This is a genomic window from Elstera sp. (assembly GCF_044372965.1).
Classification (GTDB): domain Bacteria; phylum Pseudomonadota; class Alphaproteobacteria; order Elsterales; family Elsteraceae; genus Elstera.
Window position 1 is genome coordinate 1 of the sequence record NZ_JBILQX010000003.1, and the last position, 15,881, is coordinate 15,881.

Sequence of the window (15,881 nt, forward strand, 5' to 3'; positions counted from 1 at the left end):
GAATTTAATCATGCCGTGCGTCCCCGTTGGGCGAGGGCGGCGAGCAGCCGGAATAGCGCGTCAAGGGTGAGGGCCAGCAGCACAATCGGCACCGCGCCCAGCAGCACAAGGTTTCCGGCATTGGCGGAGACGCCTTGGAACATGAGCGCCCCCAATCCGCCCGCGCCAATCAGGGCGGTGACGGCGGCAAGGCCAATTGTTTGCACAAGGGTAATCCGCACCCCAGAAAGAATGACGGGAAGGGCCAAGGGCAGTTCTACCTGCCAAAAAATCTGCCGAACCGTCAGCCCCATGCCGCGCGCCGCATCCAAAGTGGCGGCGGGAACGCCTGCGAGCCCTTCCGCCATGTTGCGCGTCACCGGGAGAATCGCATAGAGCGTGAGCGCGACCGTTGCCGGGGCAAGGCCGATGCCGCTAATGCCGAGGCGTCCCAAGGCGGGAAACAGCGCCGCGAGTTCAGATAGCGGGGCCATCAGCAGCCCGAAGAGGGCAATCGACGGGATGGTTTGGATCAACCCAAGCGTTCCCAAAACAGGGGCTTTCAGCGCCGGGTTTCGGTGCAGGCGCACCCCGAGCGGCAGGCCGAGCGCGAGGGTGGGCAGCAGCGCGAGGGCGACGATTTCCCCATGCCGGAACACCGCCTCGGCAAAGGCTTCGCGCTTGGCGCCATATTCTTTTAACAGGGCAAGATTATCGAGCGCGCCGCTTGTCAGCAGCAGGACGGCGGGGGCGAGCCCTAGCACCATTAGCAAACCACGCCCGGCAGGGGGCAGGGCTAAGCGCTTGCCCGCATCCACCGCCAGCAGCCCCGCGAGCCCCACTAGCATCCAGCCGCCTGATCCGAAGGCGGTTCGGCCCAGGGGGGAGGCTTGGGCGTCTGCCACCACCCCCGCGCCCCAAAGGTAGAGCGGCGGCACGGTAAGGGCGGCGGTAAGCGCTAGGAGCGCGCGGGTTTTCACACTGAGCCGGGGAAATGCGCCCGCCGCGAAGATCGTCAGCAGGGCGAGCCCGAGGCCGATCACCAGCGGCAGCGGCAGCGCCTCCCACGGCACCGCCCGGCCCGATAGCAGCCGGTTCGGGGCGTGGGTGAGGAGCGGCAGGCCAAGCCCGGCCAAGACAGCGCCCAGGCCGAGCAGGAGATAGACCCGCGTTCCCGTCGCCTCCGGCGGCATGCTGGGTTACTTCTTCACAAAGCCCTTTTCGGCCAAATAGGCGGCGGCAACCTGTTTAGCGTCTTGGCCTTCGATGGCGATTTTGGCGTTGAGACCCCGCAGCACATCGGCGTTCAACGAGGCAAATACCGGCTCCAAGCTGGTGCGGATGGCGGGATAGGCGGCCAGCACCTCCGCCCGAACCACAGGGGCGGGTTCATAGACGATCTGCGCGCCCTTATTATCTTCCAAGGCGACAAGACCCAGGGCCGAAATCGCGGCATCGGTGCCGTAAGCCATGGCGGCATTCACGCCGGAGGTTTTTTCGCCCGCCGCGCGCAAGGTGACAGCGGTATCGCCGCCCGCCAGCACCAGCAGTTGATCGGGTTTCAAGGTAAAGCCATAGGCGGCTTGGAAGGCCGGCAGGGCTGCGGGGCTTTCAACGAATTCCGCCGAGCCTGCGAGCTTCACCGCGCCGCCTTTGGCGACCCACGCGCCAAACTCTTCCAACGTCTTTAGCTTATTCGGCCCGGCCACATCCTGGCGCAGGGCGATTGCCCAGGTATTGTTGGCGGGGGCCGATTTCAGCCAGACCAGCTTGTTCTTTTCATCCAGGCTGCGGGCGCGCTCGTAGCCCTCCGCCGATTTCTTCCAGACGGGATCGGAATCTTGGCTGTGGAAGAAGGCCGCATTGCCCGTGTACTCGGGATAAATATCGATCTCGCCCGCCAGCAGCGCGCCGCGCGTGATTTTCGTCGGGCCGAGTTGCAGCTTGCTCACGGTTTTAATGCCGTTGGCTTCCAGCGTTTGCTGAATGAGATTACCGAGCAAGCTTGCTTCCGCATCAAGCTTGGAGCTCACGCGCACCGGATCGGCGGCGTGCGCGCCCGTCACCAGTCCTAACGCGATGAGGAGCCCCGCCCCTGTGTGAGCGGCACGCTGACGGAGGATGGAACGCATCGTCATGGCTTATCCCTTTCAGGGGAGGGTGAATAAAATGAGAACATAAGCGCCTTCTTGGACAAGCATCAAGTGTTTTCGGCCCGCCCTATTTCGCTCTCACGCGGGAAAGGGTTACAGGCACGGCGGGGCATGGCCCATCCCTTGCTTCCGAAGGCGCTATGAAACTCCGAGTTCTGGTTATCGACGCGAATGAAACGCGGGCAGCGGGCACGCAAGCGGCGCTTGCGGCGGAGGGCTGCATTGTGCTGACCCCGCCGCCCGCGCCGATGCCGCCGCTCGCCGATCTGGTGCAGGCGCTAAGGCCCGATGCCGTGCTGATCGAGATGGATAACCCCAACCGCGACGCGCTGGAGCAAGCGCAAATCCTTCAGCCGGGCGGGCGCGGCGCACCGATTTTGCTCTTCGCCCCCGGCGGCGATGAAGAGGCCGTGGCGGAAGCCTTGCGCGCCGGGGTAAGTGCCTATGCAGCGCCGGGGGTGGATTTCGGCAAGGTTAAACCGCTGCTCGATCTCGCCATTGCCCATTTCCGGGCCTTCTCCACCCTGAAGGCGGAGCTTGCTGCGGCGCAACGATCCTTAGCGGATCGTAAGCTGATCGAACGCGCCAAGGGCATCGTCATGCGCGAGCGCGGCTGTGAGGAGGAGGAAGCCTATCGACACCTGCGCCGCCTCGCCATGGATCGCGGCCAGCGTCTTAGCGAGATTGCTCAACAAATCATCACCGTTGCCGAGTTGCTGTCGAAATAGGCAGTATTGTTGAAAAAAATAGGGCCTGCTTCCTGACCAACGTGCTGCACTGCCGCGAAACCTGGACTTGGCACGCAGATTGCTAAATCGGGTTCAGGTGTAAGGGGCAATGGCGTCCCGAACCCGCAGGACAATGGCGTCCGAAGACCGATTGTTCCCCGATTCTGGGGGCAGTTAGGGCTTCGGGCGCCTTTTTGTTTTTGGAGCCGCCTATGCCGTCTTTGGCCGATCCCGTCAGCCCTGCTTCCGCTGCCACTGCCACCCGCGTCGCGGTGAGCCTTGGCTTCATGCCCTTGACCGACTGCGCCCCGCTGATCGTGGCGCAGCAGGAGGGTTATTTTGCCGCCGAAGGGCTGGAGGTGAGCCTGTCGCGCGAAGCCTCCTGGGCCAATATTCGCGATAAGGTGCTGGTCGGCGCGCTGGAGGGTGCCCAGATGATCGCGCCGATGCCGCTCGCGATGAGCCTCGGGATCGCAACGCCCGTAACGCCAATGGCGACGCTGCTGACGCTGTCGGTGCAAGGCAATACGATTGCGCTGGCGCAAAGCCTGCTCGATGCGCTGGGGCCGGAGGCCGCTTTCGAACGCCCGCTCTCCGCCGCCCGGCTGAAAGCGGTTCTGCCGGAACTGACCGCCCGGCGCGGTCGCCCGCTGACCTTCGCCGCCGTCTTCGGCATCTCCACGCATATGGTGCAACTGCGCGATTGGCTGGCGGCAGGGGGGATCGACCCGGATGCGGACCTGCGGGTGATCGTCGTGCCGCCCGCCCAAACCGTGGCGCAGATCGAAGCGGGTAATCTCGATGGGTTTTGCGCGGGCGAGCCCTGGGGCTCCTGGGCAGCGGCGCGCGGCGTCGGGCAACCGGTGGCGCTGAGTTCCGATATTACGCCGGGCATGCCGGAGAAAGTCTTTGCCGTGCGCGCCGATTTCGCCGCCCGCGCGCCGGAAACCGTGTCGGCGCTCATTCGGGCCTTGGTGAAAGCTGGGGCCTGGTGCGATGCGCCCGCCAACCGGGCCGAGCTTGCGCGTCGTCTCGCCGCGCCTGAATTGCTCGATCTGCCCGAAGCGGTTATCGCCGCCTCCTTGACGGCAGAACCCCCCTTCACGCCGCGCTTTCACCAGTTCAGCGGCCCCTGGCAACGCCCCGATTTAGGCGCGGGGCAAGCCCTGCTGACGAGCCTCAAGCGGTGGCGCTTGGTGCCGCCCGAAACCGATTCCGCCGCCGTCGCCCGCTGCTTGCGCGCCGATCTCTTCGATCTTGCTTTTTCTGCCGCTTAAGGAGTTTGACCCATGCGTGATTTTTCCCGTCGGACGCTGCTGAAAACCTCCGGCATGGCCGCCACGTTGGCCGCCGCAAAATCCCTGTTTCCGGCGGGCGCTTTTGCCCAAGGGGCGGGGCTTGAAACGACGAAAGCCACCTTGGGCTATATCGCGCTTACCGATGCGAGCCCGCTGATTATCGCCAAGGAAAAAGGGCTGTTCGCCAAGTACGGCATGCCCGATGTGGAGGTGGTAAAACAGGCAAGCTGGGGCACGACGCGCGATAATCTCGAACTCGGGTCGGGCGGCGGCGGCATTGATGGCGCGCATATTCTGACCCCGATGCCCTATCTGCTGCAGCTTGGCAAAATCAGCAAAAACAATCAGCCCGTGCCCATCTCCATTGTGCTGCGGCTCAATACCAATGGTCAGGCGATTTCGGTCTCGAACGCGTATAAAGATCTGAAGGTCGGCCTCAATTCGGCCCCGCTGAAAGATGTGTTCAAGGGCGTTGCCGCCAGCGGCAAGGAAATTAAAATCGCCATGACCTTCCGGGGCGGCACCCACGATCTCTGGATTCGGTACTGGCTGGCCGCCGGCGGGATCGATCCGGATAAGGACGTTCAAACCATCGTCGTGCCGCCGCCCCAAATGGTGGCGAATATGAAAGTCGGCTCAATGGAAGCCTTCTGCGTTGGCGAGCCGTGGAATGCCCAATTGGTCAATCAGGGCATCGGTTACACCGCCGTTTCGACCGGGGAGTTCTGGAAGGATCACCCGGAAAAAAGCCTCGCCTTGCGCACGGACTGGATCGAGAAGAATCCGAAAGCGGCGGTCGCTCTCACCGCCGCCGTGCTCGAAGCGCAACAATGGTGCGATAAGCCCGAGAATAGGGAGGAAATGTGCACGATTGTCGGCAAGCGCGCGTGGTTCAACGTGCCGGTTGCCGACATTATCGGGCGGACGAAGGGGGATTTCGATTTCGGCACGGGCCGGAAAGAAACCAATGCCCCCTATGTGATGAAGTTCTGGGCCGACCACGCCTCCTACCCGTTCCAAAGCCATGATTTATGGTTCCTCACGGAAAATATCCGCTGGGGCGTGCTCGCGCCGGAAACCGATCTTGCGGGCACCATCAAGGCCGTGAACCGGCAAGACGTGTGGCGGGAGGCGGCGAAGTTGATCGGGGCAACCGGCCCCGAGGGCACCAGCCGAGGGGTCGAGACCTTCTTCGATGGCATCAAATTCGACCCCGCCAATCCGCAAGCCTATCTGGCCGCGCAAAAAATTAAGCGCGTCTGATTTCGCTGCCGCCCCTGCCTTAGGAGAGTTCCCATGACCGATACGCCGCTTCCCTCCCCAGCACCGGGCCTGACCTTGCCCCGCCTTCCCGCCTTTGCCGCCTTCGGCAAATCGGTGGCGGCGCGGGTGTTGCCGCCCTTGGTGATGTTGGTTTTGCTGATCGGTCTATGGGAGCTCGCCGCCAGCGGGCCTAAGGCGGCGCTGCCCTCGCCGAGCCTGATTTTCAAGCAAAGCCTGGAGTTGATCGTCGATCCGTTCTACGACCGGGGCGGGCTCGATAAGGGGCTGTTTTGGCATATTCTCGCCAGCCTCACCCGCGTGGCGCAAGGCTTTGCCATTGCCGCCGTGGTGGGCGTGCTTACGGGGGTGCTGCTGGGCCAAAGCCAACTTGCGCTGCGTGGGCTCGACCCTTTGTTCCAAATCCTGCGCACCATTCCGCCGCTTGCGTGGTTGCCGCTCTCGCTGGCCGCTTTTCGCGACAGCAATCCGTCGGCGATTTTCGTGATTTTCATTACCTCGGTCTGGCCGATCCTGATCAATACCTCCGTGGGGGTGCGCGCCATTCCGCAAGATTATCGCAACGTTGCGGCGGTCTTGCGACTCAATCATCTTGAGTTTTTCTTCAAGATCGTCCTGCCCTCCACGGTTCCCTATATCTTTACGGGTCTGCGCATCGGGATCGGCCTGTCGTGGCTCGCCATTATTGCCGCCGAGATGCTGATTGGCGGCGTTGGGATTGGCTTCTTTATTTGGGATGCGTGGAACAGTTCCAACATCTCGGACATCATCGTCGCCCTCGTCTACGTCGGTCTGGTCGGCTTCTGCCTCGACCGGGTGATCGCGGGCATCGGGGCTCTCTGCGCCCGTGGCGCTAAAGCGTAAGGGAGGCCGGGATCATGACGAAACCCTATCTGCAAATCAGCAACGTGGGCATTCAGTTCGGCACCAATACCGTGCTTCAGAATGTTTCCCTCGATATTCAGCGCGGCGAGTTTCTGGCGATTATCGGCCACTCGGGTTGCGGTAAATCGACCTTGCTCAATATCGTCGCCGGGCTGCTGCAAGCCACCACGGGCGGGGTATTGCTGGAAGATAAAGAAGTGAACGCGCCGGGGCCGGATCGGGCCGTGGTTTTCCAAAACCATTCGCTGCTGCCGTGGCTGACGGTGGAAGAAAACGTGCGCCTCGCGGTGGATAAGGTCTTCGGCAAAACCAAAAGCCGGGCCGAGCGGCGCGACTGGGTGCGCCATAATCTCGATCTCGTGAACATGAGCCACGCGCTCGTGCGTCGCCCCAATGAGATTTCCGGCGGGATGAAGCAGCGCGTTGGCATTGCCCGCGCCCTTGCGATGGAGCCGAAGGTTCTGCTGATGGACGAGCCCTTCGGCGCGCTCGACGCCCTCACCCGCGCCCAGCTTCAAGATACGGTGATGGGGTTGCAGCAGCAGCTCAATAATACCGTGCTGATGATTACCCATGATGTTGACGAGGCGGTGCTGCTCTCCGACCGCATCGTAATGATGACCAACGGTCCTGCCGCCACCATCGGTGAAGTGCTGACCGTGCCGCTGGCCCGCCCCCGCGACCGCCTGGCGCTGGCTGCCGATCCCACCTATGTGGCCTGCCGCGCGGCAGTGCTGCAATTCCTCTACGAACGTCACCGCCACCCAACGGCGGCGTGAGGAGCCCGATTATGCGAGACCAAATTTCCCCCGACCGTTCGCGCCTGCTGGTTATCGGTAACGGCATGGCCGGGATGCGCACCGTCGAAGAGGTGCTGAAGCGCGATCCCACCCGCTACCGGGTGACGGTGATCGGAGCCGAGCCGCACGTAAACTATAACCGTATTCTGCTCTCGCCCGTGCTAGCGGGGGAGAAGAGCTTTGATGAAATCGTCATCAATAGCCGCGACTGGTACGATGCGAACAATATCGAGTTGATTGCAGGCGATGCGGCGATTGCGATTGATACCGCGCAAAAGCAGGTCACGACCGCCTCGGGCCGCGTGGTTTCCTACGATAAGCTGCTGCTGGCGACGGGTTCCAACCCGTTCATTCTGCCGGTGCCGGGCAAGGAGTTGCCGGGGGTTTGCGCCTTCCGCGATATGTCGGACGTCGATACGATGCTGTCGGCAGCCCAGCGCTACAGCGATGCGGTGGTCATCGGCGGCGGGTTGCTCGGGCTCGAAGCGGCCAATGGGCTCGCGGCCCAGGGGATGAAGGTCAGCGTCATTCATTTGATGGATACGCTGATGGAGCGCCAACTCGATCCGGCGGCGGCGACGTTACTAGCCGACGATCTAACCCGGCGCGGCATCGACATTATCACCGGCGCGGTGACGGAAGCCCTGATTGGGGCCGATCGGGTGCAGGCGGTGCGCCTGAAAGACGGTCGGCAAATCCCCGCCGATCTGGTGGTGATGGCGGCGGGTATTCGCCCGAATATGAGCCTCGCGCAGGCGGCAGGCCTCGCCTGCAATCGCGGTATCATCGTCGATGACGGGCTCGGCACGTCTGATGCCTCGATTTATGCCGTGGGCGAATGCACCGAGCATAACGGCCAGATGGTTGGGCTGGTCGCGCCGATTTGGGATCAGGCCAAGGTTTGCGCCGATCACCTCACGGGCAAAACCACAAGCGCCTACAGCCCGATCCAGCCCCCGACGCGCCTTAAGGTGACGGGCATCGATATGCTCTCGGTCGGCCAATTCAACGGCGGCGAGGGCTGTGAAGATATCATCCTGCGCGATGGCTCACGCGGTGTGTATAAACGCCTTGTTCTGAAAGACGATATTCTTGTCGGCGCGGTGCTCTACGGCGACGCCAAGGACGGCGGCTGGTACGTCGATCTGATGGGCAAAGGCGCGCCGCTCGGCGATTTGCGCGATACGGTGATCTTCGGGCCGGGGTTAACGGCGAGCGGCTCTGCCGACTCCGGCCTCGCCGATCTGCCCGACGAGACCGAAATCTGCGGCTGCAATGGCGTGTGCAAGGGCACGATTATGGCCGCGATTGCCGACAAGGGCCTGACGACGCTGAAAGAGGTGAAGACGCAGACTAAGGCGGCTGCCTCCTGCGGCTCCTGCTCCTCCAAGGTCGAAGGCTTGCTGGCTCTCGCGCTCGGCGGCGACTATGAGGCTAAGACGGTCGAAAGCGTCTGCGGTTGCACCGACCATTCCCATGAGTTCGTCCGCGCCGCGATCCGCGACCAAACCCTGAAGAGCATTCCGCAGGTGATGAAAACCTTGGGCTGGCGCACGCCCGGCGGCTGCGCTTCCTGCCGCCCGGCGCTGAATTTCTATCTACTCTGCGCTTGGCCGGGCGAGTACGAAGACGATAGCCGCTCGCGCTTCATCAACGAGCGCGCCCACGCCAATATTCAAAAGGATGGCACCTTCTCGGTCATTCCGCGCATGTGGGGCGGCGTCACCACCTCGGGCGAGTTGCGCGCCATTGCCGATGTGGTCGATAAGTATGAAATCCCCAGCGTGAAGGTCACGGGCGGGCAGCGCATCGATTTGCTCGGCGTGAAGAAGGAAGATCTGGTCGGCGTTTGGGCCGATCTCAATGCGGCGGGCATGGTCTCCGGTCACGCCTACGGCAAGGCGTTGCGCACGGTCAAAACCTGCGTCGGCTCCGAATGGTGCCGGTTCGGCACGCAAGATTCGACCGGCATGGGCATTAAGCTGGAGCGGATGACCTGGGGGTCCTGGCATCCCCATAAGGTGAAACTCGCCGTCTCTGGCTGCCCGCGTAACTGCGCCGAAGCCACGATTAAGGATTTCGGTGTTATCGCGGTCGACTCGGGCTGGGAACTTCTGATTGGCGGCAATGGCGGCATCGCCTTACGCGGGTGCGATTTCCTCGTGAAGGTCACGACCGAAGAGGAAGTCTTGGAATATTGCGCCGCCTTCCTCCAGCTCTATCGGGAAGAAGCGCGCTACCTGGAGCGCACCGCGCCCTGGGTGGAGCGGGTCGGGCTCGCCTCCATCAAATCCCGCCTGCTCGACGACGCTGAAAACCGCCGCGCGCTGGCGTCCCGCTTCGCCTATGCCCAAAGCTTCGCGCAGATCGACCCCTGGGCCGAGCGCGTCGGCGGCATGGATGCGAATGAGTTCAAACCGATGCTGGTGGAGGCGTAAATGGCGCTTTGGCTCGATATTGGCCCGGCGGCGGATGTGCCCAGCCAGGGCGCGCGCAAACTGATGTTTGCCGGGCGGCAAATCGCGATTTTTCGCACCGCCGAGGGCAAATTCTTCGCGCTGGAAGACCGTTGCCCGCATAAGCAGGGGCCGTTGTCGGACGGGATTGTTCATGGCGATTGCGTCACCTGCCCGCTGCACGGTTGGGTGATTAGCCTTGCCTCGGGCACCGCCCAAGGGGCCGACGCGGGGCAGGTGCTCAGCCTGCCGCTGGCGCTCGAAGGCGACCGCCTGAAACTCGATATCGCCGTTCTCAGCTCTGCTGCCGCCGAGTAACTGCTATGCCCGACGCCGCCCTCACCGTTCTGCAACGCACCACCTGCCCCTATTGCGGGGTCGGCTGCGGCGTCGAGATTCTGTCGGCGGACGGTGGGGCGAGTGTATCGGTCCGCGGCGATGCCGCCCATCCTGCCAATAAGGGGCGGCTCTGTTCGAAAGGCTCCGCCCTTGCCGAAAGCCTGACCCTGCCCCATCGGCTCACGCACCCCCTGTGGGACGGCGCGGCGGTTTCCTGGGATCTCGCGCTGGATGAAATCACCGACCGGCTGCGGGAGGTTCTGGCAACCGACGGGCCGGAAGCGGTGGCCTTCTACGGGTCCGGCCAACTGCTGACCGAGGATTATTACGTCCTCAATAAACTCGCCAAAGGTTTCCTCGGCACGGGGAATGTCGATACCAACTCGCGCCTCTGTATGGCCTCGACCGTGGCGGGGCATAAGCAGAGCTTTGGCACCGATACGGTGCCGGGGCTTTACGACGATTGGGAGTTGGCCGATCTCGTAATCTTGGTCGGCAGCAATACGGCGTGGTGCCATCCTGTGCTATTCCAACGCCTGCTCGCCGCCCGCCGCAGCCGGGGCCTCAAGATCGTGGTGCTCGACCCGCGCCAAACGTCCACCACAGCAGACGCCGACCTGCATCTGCCGCTTCGGGGCGGCTCTGACATTGCCCTGTTCAGCGGTCTGCTGCGGGCGATTGCGGACGGCGGCGCGGTCAATGCCGCCTATGTCGCCGATCATACGCGCGGGCTGGACGAAGCCCTCGCCACCGCCCCCGATCTTACCACCGTGGCCGCCGCGACCGGCCTGTCGCCCGTGCAAATCGCTGCCTTCTATAAGCTCTTCATCGAGACGCCGAAGGTCGTGACGGTGTTCAGCCAAGGCATCAATCAGTCAAGCCACGGCAGCGATAGCGTGTCGGCGATTCTGAATGTGCATTTGGCGACGGGCCGCATCGGCACCCCCGGCGCGGGGCCGTTCTCGATCACCGGCCAGCCGAATGCCATGGGCGGGCGGGAAGTCGGCGGGCTCGCCAACCAGCTCGCCGCCCATATGGATTTCGCCTCTGAGGCCGACCGCGACCGGGTGCAGCGCTTCTGGAACGCCGCCAATCTGGCGCAAAAGCCGGGGCTGAAAGCCGTCGATCTTTTCCAGGCGGCGGCGGATGGGAAAATCAAATTCCTGTGGATTCTCGCGACCAATCCGCTCGCGAGCCTCCCCGATGCCGATATCGTCCAGGCGGCTTTGGAGCGCTGTCCCACGGTGATTCTCTCCGATTGCGTCGCCGATACCGAAACGGCGCGTTATGCGCATTTTCTGCTCCCTGCCGCCACTTGGGGCGAGAAAGACGGCACCGTTACCAACTCCGAACGGCGGGTATCGCGCCAGCGGGCCTTCCGCACCCCCCAGGGCGAGGCGAAACCCGATTGGTGGGCGTTGGCCCAGGTCGGGCGGCGGCTTGGTTTCACCGAAGCTTTCGCCTACGAAACCTCCGCCGATATTTTCCGCGAGCATGCTGCCCTATCAGCGTTCGAGAATGACGGGCGGCGCGATTTCGATTTGGGCGGGGCGGCCACGCTTTCGAACGACGGTTATGACGCGCTACCGCCCTTCTGCTGGCCCTGGCGCGCGGGCGAGGCACCCAGCTTGGAAACGCGCTTCTTCGCCAAGGGCGGTTTCTTTACGCCGGATGGGCGGGCGCGCTTCATTCCGACCGGGCCGACCGCGCCACTCAGCCAAACCAGCCCCGATTTTCCGCTGGTACTGAACACGGGCCGCGTGCGCGATCAATGGCACACGATGGGCCGCACCGGAGCCACACCCCGGCTGATGAACCATCAGCCGCGCCCAACGGTTTCCATCAACCCGCAAGATGCGGCGGCCCTGGGATTGGCGGACGGCGATTTGGTGCGGCTCACCAGCGCTACGGGGGCGGCGATCCGCCTCGCGAGCATCACCGACGCCCAGCCGCGCGGTGAAGTTTTCGCCTCGATGCATTGGAACGGCGCTTGGTGCGGCGGCGGGGCGGTGGGGCGGGTGATTGCGCCGAATGTCGATCCGCGCTCGGGTCAGCCGGAGTTGAAATTCACGCCCGTTGCCCTCAGTCGCATTACGCCGCGCTGGCAAGGCTATGCGCTGCTGCGGGATGCGCCGGAACCTTTGGCGCAGGGGGATTTGCCGGGGCTGTTCTGGTGCAAGCGCCCCTTGGGCGACGCCTGGGCCGTCGAGCTTTGGGCATTACCCGAGAGCGACGCCGTGCCCGATGGCGCGTCGCTATTGGCGGCGCTGATGGGCGATGCTGCTGATGCGTGCGTGCCACTGACCGTGGTCGATTCGGCGCGCGGGCGTTGGCGCAGCGCGTATCTGCAAGACGGCAAGCTGACGGCAGCCCTGATGCTGGGACATGGGCCGGAGATGGATCAACTTCTGCCCTTCTTTACCGAAACCAGCCTGACCAATGCGCAAGAAGTCCTCGCCGGTCGGGTCGCGGCCCCCAGTACCGGACCGATGGTTTGCGCCTGCTTCCAGGTGAGCGCTGAGCGTATCCGTTCCGTCATCGCGTCCGGGGAAGCGACCAGTGTTGAAGCGATCGGCGCGCTGCTGAAAGCGGGCACCAACTGCGGCTCCTGCCTTCCCGAACTGAAAGGATTTCTGCGCCATGCCGATGCCCCGCTTGTCGCGTGAATTGCCTGACCCCTCGGGCGCTCTGTCGCATTTTCCAGTGTTTTTCGATCTGACGAATGTGCCGGTTCTCGTGCTCGGCTCGGGCGATCTGGCCGAAGCCAAGGCTCGCCTTGTCGCCCGGTCGGGCGCGCGCGTGATCCGTTGGGATCGATTGGCGGAGGGGGCCGACCTTACGCCGTTCCGCTTTATCATCGCCGCCCCGGTGGGGGATGAGATCGACCTTGCCGCGCTGCGGACCGCCGCCCGCGCTGTGCGGGTGCCGCTGAATGTGGCCGATACGCCTGCTTTTTGCGACTTCATCCTCCCGGCGATGATCGAACGCGGCCCCGTCACGGTGGCGGTTTCGACGGGCGGGACGGCCCCGATTTTGGCCCGCCTGCTGCGCGCGGTTCTGGAGAAAGCCATTCCCCCTGGTTACGGGCTGCTCGCGAGCCTCGCCGGGCGCTGGCGGGAGCGGGTGACGGCGGCACTGCCGGAGGCCCCGCGCCGGAAAGCTTTCTGGGAAAGCATGCTCTCGGGCCCGATTGCCGATCTGGCGCTCGCGGGCCAAGCGGAGGCCGCAGAAGCTGCGATAGCGGCGGCGCTGACCTCGGACCAGCCGACGCCGTCCTATCCCGTCGCCCTGGTCGGAGCCGGGCCGGGTGATCCCGAGTTGCTCACTTTGAAAGCCGCCCGGCTGATAGGGGCTGCCGATATTATTCTCTATGATGCGCTGGTCAGCGACGGCGTGCTGCGACTTGCGAAACGCGAGGCCAAGCTGATCCCCGTCGGCAAGCGCTGCGGCGATAAAAGCTCGATGCCGCAGGAAGCCATCAATCAGGCGCTCTTGGAGGCCGCGCGCACCGGCGGGCGCGTCGTGCGCCTCAAGGGCGGCGACCCTGGCGTGTTTGGCCGGGCCAGTGAAGAAATCGCTTATCTCGGTGCCCATGGCGTTTCGAGCGAGCTTGTCCCCGGCGTCACGGCGGCGCTGGGGGCAGCGGCGGCGCTCCGGTGTTCCCTCACACAACGGGGCGTCGCCCGCACTCTTACCCTTGCCACCGCGCAGACCGAAGATGGGATGGCGGACCATTGGGCCGGGCTTGCCAAAGCGGGCGGCACCTTGGCGCTCTATATGGGCAAAGCGGCGGCGGGGCGGCTCGCGCGGGACCTCATCGCGGCAGGGCTCGATCCCGCAACCCCGGCGGTGGCGGTGGAAAACGCCTCGCTGCCGCATCAGCGGGAGAGCATCACCAATCTCGCCGAACTGCCCTTCGCGCTCGCCGATGGCCGGTTCGAGGGGCCGACACTCTTGCTGATTGGGGCGGCTTTGGCGCAGACTCAGGACCGAGTTTCTTCGGCTCTGGAGGTTGCCCCGGCGGCATGAGCGTTCACGATACCCATTCTTTCGCCCCTTACGTCCGCACCCTGGGCCGAGGGCCGGGCCGCTCGCGCTCGCTGACGCGGGAGGAGGCGCGCGACGCCCTGACGCAGATTCTGACCGGCCAGGCGCTACCGGAGCAGGTTGGAGCCTTCCTCATGCTGCTGCGCTATCGCGGCGAGGACCCGGACGAAATGGCGGGGCTGGTGGAAGCCGCGCGCACGGAAATTCCGGCGTGGGACGTGGGCGGCGTCGATCTCGACTGGCCCTCCTACGCCGATGGGCGCACGCGCGGGGCCGCGCATTTTCTGCATGCGGCCAAGTTGATTGCGCAGAGCGGGAAGCGCGTCCTGCTGCACGGGCTTCCCAGCGGGCCGGGGCGGGAGGCGATTGGCGATGGTCTTGCGGAAACCGGCATTCCGATCGCCGATACCGAAGGCGCAACGCGCGCGGCGCTCGATACGGGCGGTATCGCCTTTGTGCCAACGACGAGGCTCGCGCCGGGGATCGCCCGCTTGCTCAGTCTGCGCGGGATTTTGGGGCTGCGCTCGCCGATCAATACCGTGGCGCGGCTGCTGAACCCGTTCGATGCGGCGGCGGGGGTCGATGGCGTGTTCCATCCCCCCTATATCCATGTGCATTTGGAGGCGTCGAAACGCCTGAACCGCGTGCGCTTGGCCGTGCTGAAAGGTGGCGGTGGCGAGGCGGAGCGGCGACCGGAGAAGGTGATTACCGTGCATCTGCTGCGGGGGCAGGCGGTCGAAGAAATGCTGTTTCCCGCTCTTTGTAGCGCCGATGCCGACGATGCGCTCGAGGGGCGCGCCACGGTTCAGGCGACCGTTTCGCTTGGTTTATTGGCCCTTGGTGTGGCGGAAACGGTGGCGGCAGCAGAGGCGGCGGCTCAAATCTTGATCGTGTAACGGGTCATGGCGATGGCGTCTTCGTCCAAGGCCGTGCGGAAGGCGGCCCAGCGCTCCGAATCGGTGGCCACGGTCGGCAGCAGCGGGCGCGGAATCGTCCCGGCTTCCAATTTTCCCGAAAGCTCGCCCCAGATTTTATTGATCCGCTCCACATAGGCCGGGCTGATATTCTTGCTGGCGGCATCGACGTTGAGGGAGAAAAACGTCTCCATCATCTGCGCGTGCGACCAGAGTTGCGGCGTTGGGTTCATCAACTTCAGCCAGGCCTGCAAGGCTTCCCCGGCCGCCGCCGAGCGGCGACTGGTGCCGCCGAGGCTGGCAACGCCCAATTCGGTCATCACCATTTCCGTGATAACGACGGTGCCGCCGCGTTTGGCCGCGCGCACGATTTGTTGCATCAAGCGGGCTTTATTGGCGACCGGTGTTAGAATCTCGTGGGCGGCGACGATATCGAAGCTATTGGCTTTGAACTGCGCCGTTGCCGGATCATAGGCCGTCACGGCGGCCTTCTGCGACAGTTCAGCCGCGTCTGAGCGCTGTTGCGCGATCCCGGCCAAAGCGGCGGAGGGGGTCATTGAGGTGGGCCAACAGCCGTAGTGGCGGGCGAGCACGCGGGAGAGACCGCCAAGGCCCGCCGAGGCAATCAGCACTTGGCTGGCCACCGTAATCGGCAGATCGGCGAGCGCTCCCGCGGCAATTGCGCCATCACCCGGCCCCAGATTATCCTCGCCCCACAGAAATTCGGCAGCGTCAATGCGCGTCTGCGTCCAATAGCTGTCGGCGGCAACAGCTTTGAGCGGCGACGGCGCGGCCTTGGGGGGCGCGGCTTTTACGGCGGGGGGCGGCGGCGCGCTGACGGCAGGGTCGGGCGGCAGCGGATCGGCGCGCTCGGTGAGCAGCAGCACATTATCCGCAACGCCGACTGGCGCGGCGTCGGCCAGCGAGAGCGTCAGTTTCGGGGGCGCGTGATGAATCGGGGCACGGGTGGGGGGCGGCTGTTTCTTACCGAACCAGGACAT

At 64.3% G+C, this 15,881-nt stretch carries 13 protein-coding genes; 10 read left to right on the forward strand and 3 right to left on the reverse strand.

The genetic code is table 11. The features are described from left to right. Positions 1 to 8: 8 nt before the first annotated feature. Together ACIQ36_RS00830 and ACIQ36_RS00835 are read right to left on the reverse strand one after the other, a co-directional pair. Complete coding sequence (locus ACIQ36_RS00830) at positions 9 to 1,172, reverse strand: ABC transporter permease (protein WP_395824394.1); 1,164 nt, start codon at positions 1,170 to 1,172, stop codon at positions 9 to 11. Between the two features lie 6 nt (positions 1,173 to 1,178). Next, positions 1,179 to 2,117, reverse strand: a complete 939-nt coding sequence (locus ACIQ36_RS00835) for an ABC transporter substrate-binding protein (protein WP_395824397.1) — start codon at positions 2,115 to 2,117, stop codon at positions 1,179 to 1,181. Between the two features lie 155 nt (positions 2,118 to 2,272). Here ACIQ36_RS00835 and ACIQ36_RS00840 point away from each other — a divergent pair, with 155 nt between their 5' ends. The 10 genes from ACIQ36_RS00840 to ACIQ36_RS00885 all read left to right on the forward strand — a co-directional run bounded on the left by ACIQ36_RS00840 (position 2,273) and on the right by ACIQ36_RS00885 (position 14,862). After that, positions 2,273 to 2,860: an ANTAR domain-containing response regulator gene (locus tag ACIQ36_RS00840; protein ID WP_395824400.1), complete on the forward strand. Its 588-nt coding sequence runs from the start codon at positions 2,273 to 2,275 to the stop codon at positions 2,858 to 2,860. A gap of 212 nt (positions 2,861 to 3,072) precedes the next feature. Further along, positions 3,073 to 4,137, forward strand: coding sequence for a CmpA/NrtA family ABC transporter substrate-binding protein (locus ACIQ36_RS00845; protein WP_395824404.1), 1,065 nt, complete (start codon positions 3,073 to 3,075; stop codon positions 4,135 to 4,137). A 12-nt stretch (positions 4,138 to 4,149) separates the two neighbouring features. Next, entirely contained in the window at positions 4,150 to 5,421 is a 1,272-nt protein-coding gene (locus ACIQ36_RS00850; RefSeq protein WP_395824407.1) for a CmpA/NrtA family ABC transporter substrate-binding protein, read from the forward strand. A 33-nt stretch (positions 5,422 to 5,454) separates the two neighbouring features. After that, complete coding sequence (gene ntrB / locus ACIQ36_RS00855) at positions 5,455 to 6,303, forward strand: nitrate ABC transporter permease (protein WP_395824410.1); 849 nt, start codon at positions 5,455 to 5,457, stop codon at positions 6,301 to 6,303. Positions 6,304 to 6,317: 14 nt separating this feature from the next. Beyond that, positions 6,318 to 7,103 carry an ABC transporter ATP-binding protein gene (locus tag ACIQ36_RS00860; protein WP_395824413.1) on the forward strand — a complete coding sequence of 262 codons (786 nt, stop codon included), beginning with the start codon at positions 6,318 to 6,320 and terminating at the stop codon, positions 7,101 to 7,103. Between the two features lie 11 nt (positions 7,104 to 7,114). After that, positions 7,115 to 9,562: a nitrite reductase large subunit NirB gene (gene nirB / locus ACIQ36_RS00865; protein ID WP_395824417.1), complete on the forward strand. Its 2,448-nt coding sequence runs from the start codon at positions 7,115 to 7,117 to the stop codon at positions 9,560 to 9,562. Then, the gene (nirD, locus tag ACIQ36_RS00870; RefSeq protein WP_395824419.1) at positions 9,563 to 9,898 is read left to right on the forward strand and encodes a nitrite reductase small subunit NirD; all 336 of its coding nucleotides are present in this window, start codon (positions 9,563 to 9,565) and stop codon (positions 9,896 to 9,898) included. 5 nt (positions 9,899 to 9,903) lie between these two features. Continuing rightward, positions 9,904 to 12,585: a molybdopterin-dependent oxidoreductase gene (locus tag ACIQ36_RS00875; RefSeq protein WP_395824422.1), complete on the forward strand. Its 2,682-nt coding sequence runs from the start codon at positions 9,904 to 9,906 to the stop codon at positions 12,583 to 12,585. Next, positions 12,560 to 13,948, forward strand: coding sequence for a siroheme synthase CysG (gene cysG / locus ACIQ36_RS00880; protein WP_395824425.1), 1,389 nt, complete (start codon positions 12,560 to 12,562; stop codon positions 13,946 to 13,948). The genes ACIQ36_RS00875 and cysG overlap by 26 nt, the downstream gene beginning before the upstream one ends. After that, positions 13,945 to 14,862, forward strand: coding sequence for a glycosyl transferase family protein (locus ACIQ36_RS00885; protein WP_395824428.1), 918 nt, complete (start codon positions 13,945 to 13,947; stop codon positions 14,860 to 14,862). Before cysG ends, ACIQ36_RS00885 begins: the two co-directional genes overlap by 4 nt. Here ACIQ36_RS00885 and ACIQ36_RS00890 read toward each other — a convergent pair. Beyond that, positions 14,844 to 15,881, reverse strand: coding sequence for a methyltransferase domain-containing protein (locus ACIQ36_RS00890; RefSeq protein ID WP_395824431.1), 1,038 nt, complete (start codon positions 15,879 to 15,881; stop codon positions 14,844 to 14,846). The two genes, ACIQ36_RS00885 and ACIQ36_RS00890, sit on opposite strands and share 19 nt — an antisense overlap.